We start from the raw sequence: 15,708 nt of genomic DNA, 5'->3' as shown, positions 1-15,708 counted from the left end.
TTGCTCTTCTTCCTCCGTTCTCTCCGTTACCTCCTGTTATCTTACTTCCCCATTCGCGAACATCCGCGCTCCTTCGCGAGCTAAATCTTTTCGTTCGTTCTCTTCTGTTCGATTTGCAGCGCTCTCTGGGGGCCCGAATTCTGGCGAATCCGGCTACCTCTCGATTTACCCCGCGAGTTCTTTCGCACGGCGTTCGTCCACCATCAGGCGCTGGATGCCCGTGGCGAGGCCGGTTTCTTCGTCGATGTCGACGATGGTGCCGTTGAGCCGGACGTCGCCCGTTGCGACATCGAACGGCACCGGGTGGGCAGTCAGGGTGCTTTCGAGCACGCGGTCGACGCGGCGGCCGATGATGCTGTCGTGCGGGCCGGTCATGCCGACATCGCACTGAAATGCCGTGCCGCCGGGGAAGATGCACTCGTCAGCCGTCGGGACGTGGGTGTGCGTGCCCAGCACCGCCGATACGCGGCCATCGAGGTACCGGCCCATCTGCTGCATCTCGCTGGTGGCCTCGGCGTGGAAGTCGACGAAGCGAACCTTCACGTCCGATGGCATTTGTGCGATCACCGCGTCGGCCGCCCGCCAGGGGCTGTCGATCGGGTTCATGAACAGCCGGCCAAGGAAACACGCAAACGCTACGGTGACACCCGCGCGCGTTTCCACCATCGCCCAGCGTGGACCAACGGCTTCGTCAGGCAAGTTACCCGGACGGACGATGTTCCGCTGCGACTCCAGCACGCTATAGATCTCGCGCCGGCGGTACACGTGATCGCCCAACGTAATGCCATCGACTCCTGCCGCCACGAGTTCGCGATAGATGGCCGGGGTGAGCCCCGAACCACCCGCGGCGTTCTCGGCGTTCGCGATGACCAGGTCGAGCGACTCGGCTTCGATGAGCGGGCGGACCACTTGGCAGACGATATCTCGCCCCGGCTTACCTACGATGTCGCCAATGAACAGGAGTCGCATGGGAGGCTTCGGATTTCAAGGTGTGTGAACAACTGCCTACAAAGTACCGCCCCCGCCTACTGCCCAGCCGCTACTTCGCCGTCTCCATGAATCGGGTCTCACGGATCATCGTCACCTTGATTTCACCCGGATAGGTGAGTTGCTGCTCGAAGGCGTTGGCGATGTCGCGGCAGATCTTGGCGGCCGACTCGTCGGTGGTGTGGCCCGTGTTTGCGATCACCCGGACCTCGCGGCCCGCCTGAATCGCAAACGCTTGGCTCACACCTTCGAAACTCGTCGCAATGCTTTCGAGTTCCTGCATCCGCTTGATGTAACGATCGAGCGTCTCGCGGCGTGCACCTGGACGCGAGGCGCTGCACGCGTCGGCTGTGGCGCAGAGCACCGTGTAGGGCATGTCGGGGCGGATGTCGTCGTGGTGACCGAGCGCGGCGTGGACCACGACGTCGTTCTCGCCGTAACGCTTCAGAAGGTCGGCACCAATCTTCGGGTGCCCACCTTCGGTGTCGTGATCGGCTGCTTTTCCAATGTCGTGCAGCAAACCAGCTCGGCGAGCTAGATCGCCATCGAGCCCCATCTCCTCGGCCAACATACCTGTGACAAACGCCACTTCGATCGAGTGCCTGAGCACGTTCTGGCTGTAACTGGTACGGTAGCGAAGCCGGCCCAGCAGGTGAATGATCTTGGGATGCAGGCCATGCACGTCGGCTTCCTGCGCCGCTTCTTCGCCGTACTTGATGATCAGCTTCTCAATTTCCTGCTCGGTCTCGGCGACCAGTTCTTCGATGCGGCTAGGATGAATCCGCCCATCGGCGATCAGCTTCGACAGCGACAACCGTGCGACCTCGCGCCGCACGGGATCGAACGCGCTGACGATCACAACGCCCGGCGTGTCGTCGATGATCACGTCGACGCCGGTGATCTTCTCGAACGCCCGAATATTACGCCCTTCGCGGCCGATGATGCGGCCCTTCATGTCGTCGTTGGGGATGTCGACGGTGCTGGTGGTGGCGTCGGCCGTGTGGGCAGCGGCGAAACGCTGCAGCGTGGTAATCAGCATTTCACGAGCCTTCGGCTCGATCGCCTCGGCGATGGCCTGCTCGCGTTTCTTAATCAACACCCCCTGCTCGTGGGCGAGCTCGGTGTCGAGCTTCTTGAGCAACAGGTCCTTCGCTTCTTCTTTCTTGAGACCGCTGAGTTGATGCAAGGTCTGCCGCTGTACGTCGAGCAGGTTGTCGAGCTCCGACTGGCGGCGGGTGACGTCTTCGAGCTTCTCGGCCAGCTTGCGCTGGTTGCTCTCCACCATTTTTTCTTGCTTCAGAAGCTGGTCGCTTCGCTGCTGAATGCCATCTTCGGCCTTATCGAGCGTCCGCTCGCGCTCGTGCAGTTCCTTGCGAACTTCCGACAGTTGCTCTTCGATCTTCGCCTTTTCGACCAAGGCCATTTCCTTGGCTTCGATGCGAGCTTCTTTCAAAATGGCTTCGGCCTTCTCCTTGGCGTTTTCCTCTTTCATGCGAGCGAGCTTCTCGGCGTCATGGCGACGGAGGTAATCCATACCCTTCACCGCACCAACACCCAGCATCAACATCACCACACCCATTATGGCGGCGACTGTTTCGCTAATTGCCCCGATTACCAGGATGCTGTCTTCCATGGGTTCACCTTTCATGCACAACGGCTATATGAAATCGTCGCCGCCGCGCGACCGTAGAAGTCGCCCGACGAGCGCGTATGGACGGTTGACGGCCATCACGCTCTGGACCAGCAGGGGTCGCTAGATAGGTGGAAACGGGCCGCAAGTGGGCGACCCTTTGCCAACCAGTTGAAAGAGTCTAAGCCCGCGGACGACCGTCGCTGGGTACCCGGCACCGGGGCGTGGCGTAGGCCACGGCCAGGGGTCGCCAAGGCGAACCATCGAGGAATCGGCCACCGCGAAATGCCGCCCGCAGGCCCCAAAGCCAGCGGAACACCCACCTCGCGAAAACATCTGGCAGATCGCCCCCATCGTCGAGCCACCCCTTCGCACGCAGCACGATCACTCGCGCTGGTTGCTGGGGGCTAGACGCCAAGGGCGACTGCCACGCGTTTGTCGGTCGCAGTGTGAGGCTGCGATGCGGGCGGCAGGAGCGAGCCATTAACCAGCTCCACACCAGCATCGCCAGCAGCAAGGCACACTGCGAACGTGTCGCAATACTGTTTACAATTGTGCTTAGAGTCATCAACCGAAGTACCTATCCAGCGATTGCCTCGCCGTACGAGGTGAAAACCTCGCCAGGAGCGCAACGGAAATCCGTATTCGCCTTTGCAGCAAGCGGACGGGAGAAGTGACAAGCCACGATCGGTCGCCACCGCCCGGCTCGATTGCTGTAACTTGTATGCTACCAGATACTTGCCTGACCGCAACACGGGAAAGGAGGGCCGGGGACACCAGGAAAGGGGCCTTCGGCAGTTTCCCGCCAGTTTGACCCCTACCACCGCCCCAGCTTCTCATGCTCGCCGACCAACTCCAAGCTGCATGGCCCCCCGAAGCGTGGCGCTCGTGCCACGTGCTGGTGGCCGTGTCCGGCGGGGCGGACAGCGTGGCCCTGCTGCGGAGCTTGGCGGAGGTCGCGCAGCGAACGCCCGGCGACGGTCGGCTGTTGGTCGCCCATTTTAACCATCGCACTCGCGGCCAGGCGTCGGACGAGGACGCCGCGTGGGTGGCTCGGCTGGGCGAAAAATTGGGCCTCGAAGTAAACGTCGGTCGTGCCGAGCATGCCGCGAGCCTGGCGAGCGAAGACCAGGCCCGTCGCGCCCGTTACGAGTTCCTGCAAGCAACGGCCGAGCAATTGGGTGCCCGCTACGTGGCGACGGCCCACACCGCGGACGACCAGGCCGAGACCGTGTTGCTTCGCATCCTGCGAGGGTCGGGCATTGAGGGGCTGGCGGGAATGCCGTTCGCGCGGCCGCTCGGCCCCGCGGTGACACTCGTCCGCCCGCTGCTGGAAGTTACACGGGCTGAGGTCGAAGAATACCTTGGGCAGCTTGGGCAAGCGCATCGGCACGATACGACGAATGACCAATCGCGCTTCACCCGCAACTGGGTTCGCCGGGAAGTGCTGCCGATGCTCCGTAGTCACCTTCCACAGGACCCGGCCGAGTCGCTCCTACGACTTGCCGGCCAAGCGGCTCAGTGGCGCGAGGCAATTGATGCCATTGCCGGCGAGCTAGCAGAGCGGGCGGCTCGCGTGGAGCGTGCGGGCTCGACGCTCGCGATTCATCTGGATGCTAGCAAGCTTGCGAACCAGCCGACGATCTTGGTTCAACAAGTGGCGCGGACGCTTTGGCGCTCCGCGGGTTGGGCCGAGCAGGCGATGGGGATGGGGGAGTGGCAACGCATTGCGAGCGCGGTCGCGGACCCCAATGCTAGCACGTTTCAATTGCCCGGCGGCATCATGGTCGGTCGTCAGGGCGTCGATGTCACTCTAACGGGACCCGTGCGGTAAGGGCTACGTGCTAGCACGATGCGACGTGCCATGCTTGCTAGCGGCATTTCCCTTGACCCTAGACGCGGCGAGCAACTACTATCCCGCCTGCAAAATCCCGGGCTCAACGTGCGTTTGGACATCGCGACCAAGGAGGGCCGACGCCCGACGCACCGCCCCCATTGCGCAAGGAAGCGCCACCATTTTCTGTCGGCTCATCAACGCCTGCTGGTTCGTCTTCAAGTGGAGCATCGCTGCGATGCTCATCACGGCGCTAGTGGTCGGTGGTTACGTTTACCTTCGCCTCGACGACGAGGTCCGCCGCTACGCCGAGGGAGTGCTCGCGAGCCACTACTCCGAGCTCGATGTGAAGCTGGGCTCCGCGCGATTCGAAGCGGGGCGTGGTGTGATGCTTCGCAACCTGACGCTTAGCGAACGTTCCAAAGATGGCCGCCTCGTCACGGTGGCCGAAGTCGACGAGATGCAGCTGCTTGGTCCGTTCGACATCGAAGCCCTCACCGCGGGTAAGCCACTCATCGAGCGGGTGTGCATTCGCTCGCCCCGCGTCCATGCCGAGCAACGGCCTGATGGGTCGTGGAACTTCGCCCAATTGTTCCCCCCACCTTCGACCGGCGATCGACCGGCAGCGGTTGAAGTGACCGGTGCCCTGCTCACCGTTCGCAATAGCCTCGATCCCGATGGCAAACCGCTGACGCTTCGCGACGTGAATCTCGCGGCCGAGTGCATCGCATCGCGCGAAGCACTTGATCCGCTCGCACCACCGGTGCGCACTTACCAACTCGAAGGCTCCGTCGGCGGCGAGCTCGCCGATGTGTTCAAGTTCGCCGGCACCGTTCAGACGGGCGAGCCCGCGTACGACATGACGCTCGAACTCAAAGGGCTCGACTTAGCGTCGCCGCTGGTGGCTTCGCTTGTGCACCGTGCTTCGCAGCTCGATCGCATTGCCGAGGTGCGGGGCGATGTCGATACAACGTTGAAGGTCGCTCAGCCTTACGGCGGCAAACTCGCGTGGCAAGCCGACTACAAGCTCACCGGTTGCCGCGTCGCCCTCGCTGGTGTGCCAAGGCCGCTCACCAACTTGACCGCGCATGGCCACGCGACGGGCGAGCGATTGTTCGTCGAGCGCGCCGAGGCCAACTACGGCAAGGCGGTTTTATCGCTGGCACTCAATCGCCACGGCTGGCACGCAACGGCACCCCTTGCCCTACGTGCAAGGGCCGAGAACTTGGTGATCGACGACGGACTCGCCGAGTTACTTCCTCCAGCGGCGATGGGGGCTTGGAATCGATTCCACCCGGCCGGTTTGGTGACTGCCGACGTTGCCACGCAGTTCGATGGCACGCACTGGAAGCCCGCTGTCACACTTACCTGCCACGATGTATCGTTCGTCGATCGCGAGAAGTTCGACTACCGCCTCACTGGTGGGACCGGAACGCTGGTCATCGCGGACAAAGGGGATGGTCGCGGACCTGTGTTCGAAATCAACAACATGACGGCCTTCGCCGACGGCACCCCCATCACCATGCGTGGCAGCTTCGCAGGCCTGCCGGGGTTAGGCGAGCGTCGCACCTTGGGTGGCGCTCCCTTGCCGGCTGTGGGGTGGCTCGAAATGACCGGCGAGAAACTTCGCATCGCCGACGACGTCGTGCGGGCGATCGAGCCCGAAACTCAAAAGGTCCGCCACATCGTCGAGTCGCTGGGCGCGAAAGGCCACGTGTCCGTTCGCTGGCGATTCGAACGCTTCGATCCGTTCTCCAAACCCCATACGGAGACCGACCTCGTATTCCACGATAGCCGGGTAGAGTTCCAGAACTTCCGTTACCCGCTCGAACACGTCGAGGGTACCGCGACCGAACGCGACGGCAACTGGCGATTCGACAACCTCATCAGCACCGAGTCGGGCACCAACCGCGTGGTCCGCGCGGCCGGTACTTGCACGAAGACCGACGTCGGGCACCAACTGGTGCTCACGCTCGTCGGCGACCAAGTGCCGCTCGACGACAAGCTGCGACTCGCGCTCCCTCCGGTGCATCAATCGGTGTGGGCCGCGGTGCGTCCGCAGAGTGGTCGCGTGAACTTCATCGCCCACATTGGTCATCACTTGTGCGTCGACCATCAACCGAGCGTTCACCTGCAAATCACGCCGCAGCCACAAACGGTGAGTATCGAGCCAGCCTGTTTCCCCTATCGCCTCGATAACCTTACCGGCAAGATTGAAGTCGTCGGTCCCAAGGTCACCCTCACCGACCTTCGCGCCGAGCATGGCCAAACGTTGTTCGAAACCGATGGCGTGTGGGTGCCCAATCTCCAAGGTGGTTGGCAGTTGCAGTTCGACGGACTGCACGTCGATCGACTCGTCGCCAACTGGGACCTTCGCAACGCGGTGCCCGATTCGGTGAAGAAGGTCATCGACTCGCTCAAGCCCGAGGGTTCGTTCAACCTTCACAACGGGCAGGTACGCTTCTCGCAAGAGACACAAGGCTCGTCGCAAGTGCATAGCGAGTGGAACCTCTCGCTCGTGTGCCAACAGAACAACTTCGAACTGGGAGTTCCGCTGAAGAGCGTCTCGGGCGTGGTGCATCTTACAGGCTTGCACGATGGCAGCCTGCGCTTCGCTGCCGGCAAGCTCGATTTAGATAGCGTCTTCTGGAACGGTGTGCAGTTCACCAGTGTCCGCGGACCGCTATGGGTGGATAGGCATCAATGTCGCCTGGGACGCGGTGCCATCAAGGGAATGGCCGACAACAAGATTTCCTACGGGCAAGGCGAACCCGAGCGAGTGTTCGCGAACCTCTACGGAGGTCAGTTGCAGCTCGATGCCGCGGTGGATCTCGATACTCCCTCCAAGTACGTGCTCGACCTCGCCATCGATCAGTGCGATCTGGCCCGCGTGGGCACCGATTACTTTGGTGGAGCGGTGGCCCTTACAGGAACACTCTCCGGCCAGGCGACGCTCAATGGTATGGGTCGCTCGGTCGATCTGCTCGAAGGTGGTGGCAAGATGGCCATTCGCAACGCTCAGATGTACGAGCTGCCGGTGATGGCGCGGATGCTCAAAGTGCTCCGCAACCGCGTGCCCGACAAGACCGCGTTCAACGGTGTCGATGCCCAGTTCACGCTCGATGGCTCCAAGATTCATTTCAACGAGCTCAACCTGCTGGGCGATGCCGTGAGCTTGTACGGCGAAGGCGACGCCACGCTCGATCGCCAGCTCGACCTCAAGTTTTACTCGACGGTGGGCCGGATCAACTCGGATCTGCCCATCCTAAAGTCGATGATTGGCCAAGCGAGCGCGAATCTGATGTTGATCAAAGTGACCGGCCCGGCTGAGAATGCTCAAGTGGCCCGCGAACCCTTGCCGGCCGTGAACGAGTTCATGGAACACCTGAGCGCCGAAGGAGCCGTCGCAACCCCGAAAACGGGCCGAGGCTTCTGGAGTCGTTAACCAAGGCGAGCGGGGCCCGTTAGGGCCGTGGTTGTATCGAAGTTGGGTGAGTAGGTGACTAGGTGATGTTAGAACACTAGCTCGTACGGCGAGGAGAACTCCCATGAGCATTGGTTCGTTTGGCGGAATTCAAGGCAGTGCCGCTGGAGCACCATTGTCACAGGTGCGTGGCGGCGATGCCGACCGGGCGCAGCAATCGACCGCCAGCGAACGGGTCGCGACGGCCGACAAGAAGTCGGAAATGGCCTCGGGCATCGGCACCACCGAGGCGGACCAAGAAGCCGGCGAGCGCGACGCCGATGGCCGACGGCTGTACGAAGACACCGGCGAGCAACAATCGGCCGGAGATGAAGCGACCGAACCTTCCGCCGCGGGCGAACCTCCTAAAGTCAAAGACCCCACCGGCCAGGCAGGGACGCAGCTCGATTTGACGGGGTAAGCGATTTAGTTGCAGTCACGACCTGTTGCATTAACGATTGCCCAACTTTAACTACGATGGATCTGAAAATGCCACGCTACCTTCGAACTCAGCTTGTCATTGGCATCGCGGTATTCCTGATAGGAACTGCCATCGGAGCGGTTGGCATGTCCCAGTCGTTCGACGCACTCTTTGGAACCGGCGAAGGTGACTCGGTGCGCGCAATCGGGGAGTCGATTGCACTTGTCGAGAAATGGCATCGGATTGGATCCTATATAAGCTTGGCTGGTATTCTCTACGCAATAGGAGTTCTCACGATCTGGTTCATCGGTGCGCCGGACAAGGCATCGTCCTCGCAGGCAAGCCAAGAGGCTTGATCCATACCCCAGGGGTTGAGGCCTGAAGTCCCTCCCTACGGGCCGCGTTGGCCTTGGGATAGAATGGGGTTTGAGGCAATTCCCCAGCCCCCAACCTCAAGCCCCCAGCCCCCCACTCCCCATGCGTTTCACCAAAATGCACGGAGCGGGCAACGACTACGTTTACGTCGATTGCTTCGCCCAACCGGTGCCCGAGAACGTCGACCAGCTCGCCCAGAAGATTGCCAGCCGCAATTTTGGTGTCGGTGGCGACGGGCTCATTCTCATCTGCCCCAGCGAGCGGGGCGACGCCGAGATGCGGATGTATAACGCCGATGGGTCGTACAGCGAGATGTGTGGCAACGGCATTCGCTGCGTTGCCAAGTTCCTGTACGACCACGACATCGCCAAGAAGGAAACGCTCGCCATCGAGTCGGCGGGCAAGCTACTGAGCCTTGAGCTCTCCACGTCTGGCGGCAAAGTCGACCGCGTCCGCGTCGATATGGGCGAACCCATTCTCCACGCCCCCGACATCCCGACGCTCCTACCCGGCGATCCGGTAGTCGAGGTCCCTATGAGTGTGGCCGGCAACTTGCTCCGCGTCACCAGCGTATCGATGGGCAATCCGCACTGCGTGCTGTTCGTCGATCGCGCGGACGACAGCCTGGTGCTAGGCCTTGGGCCGAAGATCGAACGACACGATGCGTTCCCGAATCGCGTGAACGTCGAGTTCGTCGAGCAGCTTTCCCGAACCCGCCTTCGCCAACGAACTTGGGAACGCGGCAGTGGCGAAACGCTGGCCTGCGGCACCGGTGCTAGCGCTGTGTGCGTTGCTGGCGTGCTCACGGGTCGCACCGAACGCCGAGTCACCATTGAGCTATTGGGGGGCGAACTCGAATTGGAGTGGAACGAGTCGGACAATCACGTGTATATGACCGGCCCCGCGGTCGAGGTGTTCTCGGGCGAGTGGAGCGACTGCTAGCAACCACACAACCTGCGACTTTGACGACTGCGCAAGATGTGCTCAAGTTTCCGTTGGCAAAAGACGTAGATGAGTAAGGACTTATCTACTTCAAGCTTGGCGGTGCGTGGTTAGTTGTCGCGATGAAGCTGCAATTCAAAAACGTCAAAGGCCTGGCCGGTCTGTTGGCTGCCAAAGGGATCTTCGGGTGGATGAGCACCCTGGATTACCGCGTGCTCTATTACGATCGCACGCTTGACCCCGCGAATGGCGCTCGGCATCCGGGTATCTACGTCTTTTGGCACGAGAACATCGTGTTCCCGCTCTACCTTCGTGGACGGTGTCATTTCTCCATGCTGCTGAGTCGCCACCGCGATGCCGATGTGCTCGCCGAGATCGCGCGGCTCAGTGGCTATGGAACGGTGCGAGGCTCCACCGGTCATGGTGGCCGCGAGGCGCTGGAGCAACTTGTAACGCTGAGCCGCGATCAGCATGTCACCATTACGCCCGACGGGCCACGGGGTCCGCGACGTCAGATGGCCCATGGTGCTATTTACTTGGCATCGCGTACGGGGCTACCAATCATTCCCCTGGGCTTCGGATACGACCGTCCTTGGCGGCTTCGAAGTTGGGACCAGTTCGCCGTACCACGACCGTTTAGTCGAGCCCGCGCGATCGTCGGCCCAGCGGTCCACATTCCCTTCGGAATCGAACGCGACGATGTGGAGCCCTATCGCGCGGCGGTCGAGCGACTGCTCACCGACCTGACCGACGAAGCCAACGCCTGGGCCGACAGTGGCCTGCGGCGGGATGGCGAGGAGGTGATGCACAAGACATTTGCACCACGCCCCGTGCCCTACGAGCACCGCCAGCAACTTCGTCTGGTTCACACACGTTCTCGTGCCGCGTAACGGTTGGGGGCTTACTTCGCCGGCCGTTCTGGGGAGAATACGGACTCTCCCCGCTAACGGATTGGCCGCCCCATGAAGTCGTTCGACGATCGCCCGCAACTGCCGCTTGGTACCACGGATCAAAATCCGCTCACGGTCAGCCAACTCACGGGACAGCTCAAGGGATTGGTCGAAGAAAGCTTCCCTGGCATGTGGATCGCCGGCGAGGTATCGAATTTCTCGCGGCCGCAGTCAGGGCACTGCTACTTCACCCTCAAAGACGACCAAGCGCAGATTCGTGCGGTCATGTGGCGAGGCTCCGCCACCCGACTCGACTTCCAAATGACCGATGGCTTGGAGCTCGTTTGCTTCGGACGGCTCGATGTCTACGCCCCGCGAGGTAGTTACCAACTGGTAGTCGATCGAGCGCATCCGCAAGGCGTCGGAGCGCTGGAACTCGCCCTAAGGCAACTGCGTGACAAGCTGGCGGCCGAGGGTTTGTTCGACGCCGAGCGCAAGCGACCGCTACCGAAGTTCCCGCGGCGTATTGGTTTCGTAACCAGTCCAACCGGTGCCGCGATTCGCGACTTCCTCGAAGTGCTGCGTCGTCGTTGGGCGGGGATCGAAGTGATCGTGATCCCCGCGCGGGTGCAAGGCGACGGCGCGGCGGCCGAAATCGCCGCGGGCATTAACGCAGCTAATCGCATCGAGCCACCGCTGGACGTGCTGGTCGTCGGTCGCGGCGGTGGCAGTCTCGAAGACCTGTGGTGCTTCAACGAGGAGCCCGTGGTCCGCGCGATCGCCGCGTCACGCATTCCAACGATCAGCGCGGTGGGCCACGAGATCGATGTTTCCTTGAGCGACCTGGTTGCCGACGTTCGCGCGCTCACCCCCAGCGAAGCGGCAGAGCGCGTGGTGCCTTCGTCCGAGGAAGTGATCGCCCGACTCACTCGCACGGGCGACCGACTGCACGGCACCGTACGGCGAATGGTCCAAATGCAAAAGCAGCGTTTGGAAATGCTCGCACGCCGCCGCCCTTTCGCGCATCCGCATAGTCATGTCGAAGACCGTGTGCGACTGGCCGACGAACTCGACGCCCGCGCTCGGCGTGGGATTCAGAACTTGCTGACCACCCGATCGCATCGCCTCGCGAACCTTGCAGGCAAACTGGAGTCACTCAGCCCGCTCGGCGTGCTGAGCCGCGGCTACAGTGTGACCCAAGATGCACGCACTGACAAAGTCATTCGCAGCGCGAAGCAAGTCAAACCCAGTCAATTACTCCGTACGCGCCTCGAAGAGGGTGAAGTGCTAAGCGTGGTTCAGGAAGTAATTGAGTAAGTCGCTCTCGCTGAAGTCCCCCAACCCTTGTGATGGTTATGGCCAAAAAGAAGAAAGTCAAACGCAAGTCGGTCGGCGAAAACGCCATTTGCTTTGAGGACGCGCTCGCGGAACTCGAACAAATTGTCGACGACCTCGAAGGGGGAAAACTCGGCCTCACCGAAGCCCTCGGGCGGTATGAGTTGGGCATCGGGCACCTGAAGCAGTGCCACGCCCAGCTCGATCAGGCCACGCGTAAAATCGAGCTTCTTTCCGGGTTCGACGCCGCCGGGAACCCCATTACTCGGCCCTTCGAAGACGACGAGCACGAGTCGCTCGACGCCAAGAAAGCCGCCCGCACCCGCCGCCGCGGCGGCGTGGACGATGAGGCGACCCTGTTTTAGAATGGGATTGTGCGGTTGATCACGTCACGAAGCTGTGATCCCTCTTTGGCTGGTGAGTAGGTTACGCCGCACTCGACTCGAATTGAGAGGTCCGCTGCAATGGGAACGGTACTTTATGCCCCAATACCTTGGTTCATCGAGCAGCCTTGGCTGGCATTCATACCAGCCCTGGTGTTCCTTGTCGCTTCAGGGCATCTACGAATGCTAGGGAGAGGGGCGAAAGCGACTTGGATCGGGACAGTGGCAGCAGCAGGCATATGGGGCGCGTACGGCGTTTACGAATGGTGCATGCCGCCAGACGCGAACATCCGAGTCGATCTGCTGATCATTGCGCCTATCCTTTGGATCGTATCAGCAATCGGAATTGTCGGCTACTTGCTAGGCCTGTGGGGAGCGAGTTCGCAGCAAGGCTCAGCTCCAACGGCATCTTAACCACCAGCCCAGCGCGTGAAGAATCGCTCGGTCGCCATCCAGCTCTATCTTCCTAGCCACCCGCCCACCTCTTCATCCCACAACTTACTTACCTCACTCTTCGCTGTGCCTCAACTCGCTACCGACTCTGAAATTCTAACCGACCTCGCTGAGTTGCGAGCTGTTGTCGAAGTGGCGCTTGCCGAGCGACTGGTGTTCGACGCGGGGTGCCCCTCTCGACTTGCCGAAGCCATGCGCTACGCGGTGCTCGCGCCAGGCAAACGTTTGCGGCCACTGTTAGTGCTGCTCGCCGCGCGGGCTTGTGGTGGTAGCGTGGAACGCGCGATGCCCGCGGCGTGTGCGGTGGAGTTCATCCACGCCTACTCGCTGGTACACGACGACCTACCGGCGATGGACGACGACGATCTGCGTCGTGGCATGCCAACGTGTCACAAGAAGTTCGACGAGGCCACGGCGATCCTCGTCGGCGACGCGCTGCAATCGCGAGCTTTCGAAGTGATCGCCAGCGAGCTCACCCCCGCGAGCGTTGCCGCCCGTGGTTGCGCAGCGCTTGGCAAAGCGACCGGGGCGACCATGCTCGTGGGTGGCCAAGCCGACGACCTCGCCGGTGCGACCGCGGGTGACGACCTCGCCCGCCTGCAGGCCATCCACCACCGCAAGACGGCTGCCATGATCCTGGTGTCGCTAGAGCTCGGTGCCCTCACCGCCGAAGCCACCGCCGAACAACACAAGGCCCTGGCTGCGTACGGAGAGCGGTTTGGGCAGGTGTTCCAAATCACCGACGATTTGCTAGACGCTCGCGGCGACGCAACGCAAGTCGGCAAACGGGTGGGAAAAGATGCCGACCGAGGCAAGTTGACCTACACTACCCTGGTGGGAATTGAAGAGAGCCGCCGGCTGGTCGAGGGGCTGGTCGCCGAGGCCCAGGCCGTGCTCGACGTGTTTGGCGACGTGGCCGAACCGCTGCGGATGCTGGCGCGTCGACTCGTCGACCGCGACAAGTAGTTTCATTTATTCGGTCGTGGAAATGACCTCGACCAGTTGGGCCAAGTGATGAAGAAACCCGTCGAACCAATCCTGCCGAACCTCGCCTCGCCGCGCGACCTCGAGAAGATGTCGCTCCCCGAGCTCGAGCGTTTGGCGGACGAGATTCGCGACGTGCTATGCAACCTCGTATCCGCCCGCAGTGCCCACTTCGCTTCGAACTTGGGAGTCGTCGAGCTGTCGATCGCGCTGCACCAGACGTTCGACTTCCTGCATCACCGGCTGATCTGGGACACGGGGCATCAGATCTACCCGCACAAGCTACTCACCGGACGCTACAAAGAATTCCAAGGCATCCGCACAAAGGGGGGCCTGATGGGCTACCCCAACCCCGTTGAGAGCGACTACGACCTGTTTTGCACCGGGCACGCCGGCTCGAGCGTCGCGACGGCCCTCGGCCTCGCCAGTGGCGACCAACTCGCCCGCCCCGGCGACGATCGGTGGAGCATCGCGGTGATCGGCGACGGCGCGTTCCCATCGGGTGTCGTCTACGAGGCGATCAACAACGCCAAGCAACTCGGCCGGCGATTGATGGTCGTGCTCAACGACAACGAGATGTCGATCTGCCCCCGCGTCGGCGGCATGGCCGACTACCTCGATCGCCTGCGGATGAACCGCGGGTATATCGGCCTCAAGGACGAAGTCGCGCGGATGCTGTCGAGTGTCCCCGTGCTAGGCGACCCCGTCGAGCGGTTCCTGGTGCAACTCAAGGAAGCCGCCAAGGCGGGACTCAGCGGCGGCATGTTCTTCGAAGACCTTGGCATGCGGTACTTCGGTCCCATCGACGGCCACAACATCGCGTTGTTGCGAAAATACCTTCGCATGGCGAAACAACTCGAAGGCCCGATCCTCCTTCACGTCGTCACCGAGAAGGGCCATGGCTTCCGCCCCGCGGCCGAAGACCCTGTGCTGTTCCACGCCCCACCGCAGTTCAGTCGCCGCGACGACCAAGTGCTGGAGATGCAAAAGTCATCGTCGCGAACCTACACGCACGCCGCCCGCGATGCCATCGCCGCCACCATGCGTCGTGATGAAAAAGTCACCGTGATGACCGCGGCAATGTGCCAGGGGAACAAGCTCGAGCCGATTCGCGACGAGTTCCCCACGCGGTTCTTCGACACCGGTATTTGCGAGGCCCACACCGTCGCGTTTGCCGCGGGTCACGCGAAGGTCGGCCTCAAGCCCATCGTCGACATTTACAGCACGTTCCTGCAGCGGTCGTTCGATCACATCTTCCAAGAAGTCGCCCTGCAGAATCTGCCCGTCACGTTCATGATGGACCGTGGCGGCTTGGCTGGCCCTGATGGCCCGACGCACCACGGTGTGTTCGATGTCGGCTACATGCGGCTGTTTCCGAACATGGTCTCGATGGCCCCCGGTGACGAACACGACCTCAAGGCGATGCTCGACTTCGCCGTCGACCACACTTCACCGTGCAGCCTTCGTTATCCCAAGGCGAAGTCGGTGACCGTCGCCCGCACCGATGGCAAACCGCGGACGCCTATTGAACTCGGCACCAGCGAAGTCCTTCGCTGGGGTCGCGACGGAACGATCGTGGCGTGCGGGGCGCTGCTCGCCGAATGCCTCGAAGCCGCCTCGACGCTCGACGCCGAAGGTCTCGACTTTGGCGTCGTCAACGCTCGGTTCATCAAGCCACTGGACGAAGAAACGCTGCTAACCGCGCTCCGCGATACGCCATTGGTCGTCACCGTGGAAGAAGGAGCTCTCGCCTGTGGCTTTGGCTCCGCGGTTCTCGAAGCGGCCGAAGCCGCCGGCGTCGACACCGCGAACCTCAAACGCCTCGGCATTCCCGACCACTTCGTCGAACATGGCGAACGCGAAGAACTGCTCGCCGACCTCGGCCTCGACGCCGCAGGCATCGCCCGGGCGTGCCGCGAAGGGGTTCGGTCCAAGGAACTCGCGAAGTAGCCGGACTTGCCTCAATCCACGCGGGGCGAGACACTGAAGCAGCCGTTCCTTCGCTAGCTTC

General features: G+C 62.0%; 13 protein-coding genes. 9 read left to right on the top strand and 4 right to left on the bottom strand.

Features of this window, described 5'->3' with window-relative positions; all coding sequences use genetic code 11:
* Window positions 1–165 precede the first annotated feature (165 nt).
* The 3 genes from SH292x_RS06100 to SH292x_RS06090 form a co-directional block, all read right to left on the bottom strand.
* Window positions 166–969 carry a TIGR00282 family metallophosphoesterase gene (locus SH292x_RS06100; protein ID WP_442484701.1) on the bottom strand — a complete coding sequence of 268 codons (804 nt, stop codon included), beginning with the start codon at window positions 967–969 and terminating at the stop codon, window positions 166–168.
* A 70-nt stretch (window positions 970–1,039) separates the two neighbouring features.
* On the bottom strand, window positions 1,040–2,620 hold the full coding sequence (rny, locus tag SH292x_RS06095; RefSeq protein WP_442484700.1) for a ribonuclease Y: 1,581 nt from the start codon (window positions 2,618–2,620) through the stop codon (window positions 1,040–1,042).
* 178 nt (window positions 2,621–2,798) lie between these two features.
* Complete coding sequence (locus tag SH292x_RS06090) at window positions 2,799–3,101, bottom strand: hypothetical protein (RefSeq protein WP_442484699.1); 303 nt, start codon at window positions 3,099–3,101, stop codon at window positions 2,799–2,801.
* Between the two features lie 354 nt (window positions 3,102–3,455).
* Between SH292x_RS06090 and tilS the strand changes: the two genes are divergently transcribed.
* The 3 genes from tilS to SH292x_RS06075 all read left to right on the top strand — a co-directional run bounded on the left by tilS (window position 3,456) and on the right by SH292x_RS06075 (window position 8,335).
* On the top strand, window positions 3,456–4,451 hold the full coding sequence (tilS, locus tag SH292x_RS06085; protein ID WP_442484698.1) for a tRNA lysidine(34) synthetase TilS: 996 nt from the start codon (window positions 3,456–3,458) through the stop codon (window positions 4,449–4,451).
* 238 nt (window positions 4,452–4,689) lie between these two features.
* Entirely contained in the window at window positions 4,690–7,896 is a 3,207-nt protein-coding gene (locus tag SH292x_RS06080) for a hypothetical protein (RefSeq protein ID WP_442484697.1), read from the top strand.
* 103 nt (window positions 7,897–7,999) lie between these two features.
* A complete protein-coding gene (locus tag SH292x_RS06075) occupies window positions 8,000–8,335 on the top strand; it encodes a hypothetical protein (RefSeq protein WP_442484696.1) in 336 nt (111 codons plus the stop codon).
* A gap of 47 nt (window positions 8,336–8,382) precedes the next feature.
* Here SH292x_RS06075 and SH292x_RS06070 read toward each other — a convergent pair whose 3' ends face one another.
* On the bottom strand, window positions 8,383–8,574 hold the full coding sequence (locus SH292x_RS06070; protein ID WP_442484695.1) for a hypothetical protein: 192 nt from the start codon (window positions 8,572–8,574) through the stop codon (window positions 8,383–8,385).
* 238 nt (window positions 8,575–8,812) lie between these two features.
* Here SH292x_RS06070 and dapF point away from each other — a divergent pair, with 238 nt between their 5' ends.
* The 6 genes from dapF to dxs all read left to right on the top strand — a co-directional run bounded on the left by dapF (window position 8,813) and on the right by dxs (window position 15,647).
* Window positions 8,813–9,652 carry a diaminopimelate epimerase gene (gene dapF / locus SH292x_RS06065; RefSeq protein WP_442484694.1) on the top strand — a complete coding sequence of 280 codons (840 nt, stop codon included), beginning with the start codon at window positions 8,813–8,815 and terminating at the stop codon, window positions 9,650–9,652.
* A gap of 122 nt (window positions 9,653–9,774) precedes the next feature.
* Window positions 9,775–10,542: a lysophospholipid acyltransferase family protein gene (locus SH292x_RS06060; RefSeq protein WP_442484693.1), complete on the top strand. Its 768-nt coding sequence runs from the start codon at window positions 9,775–9,777 to the stop codon at window positions 10,540–10,542.
* Between the two features lie 72 nt (window positions 10,543–10,614).
* Window positions 10,615–11,859: an exodeoxyribonuclease VII large subunit gene (gene xseA, locus SH292x_RS06055; RefSeq protein WP_442484692.1), complete on the top strand. Its 1,245-nt coding sequence runs from the start codon at window positions 10,615–10,617 to the stop codon at window positions 11,857–11,859.
* A gap of 38 nt (window positions 11,860–11,897) precedes the next feature.
* A complete protein-coding gene (xseB, locus tag SH292x_RS06050; protein WP_442484691.1) occupies window positions 11,898–12,242 on the top strand; it encodes an exodeoxyribonuclease VII small subunit in 345 nt (114 codons plus the stop codon).
* Between the two features lie 537 nt (window positions 12,243–12,779).
* Entirely contained in the window at window positions 12,780–13,679 is a 900-nt protein-coding gene (locus SH292x_RS06045; protein ID WP_442484690.1) for a polyprenyl synthetase family protein, read from the top strand.
* A gap of 48 nt (window positions 13,680–13,727) precedes the next feature.
* Window positions 13,728–15,647, top strand: coding sequence for a 1-deoxy-D-xylulose-5-phosphate synthase (dxs, locus tag SH292x_RS06040; protein WP_442484689.1), 1,920 nt, complete (start codon window positions 13,728–13,730; stop codon window positions 15,645–15,647).
* Window positions 15,648–15,708: the final 61 nt, after the last annotated feature.

Origin of the sequence: Aeoliella fuhlenseeensis (genome assembly GCF_052161615.1) — a bacterium.
Classification (GTDB): Bacteria; Planctomycetota; Planctomycetia; order Pirellulales; family Lacipirellulaceae; genus Aeoliella.
Note: the sequence above shows the minus strand (reverse complement) of the source record. Positions and strands in the feature narration are given on the sequence as shown.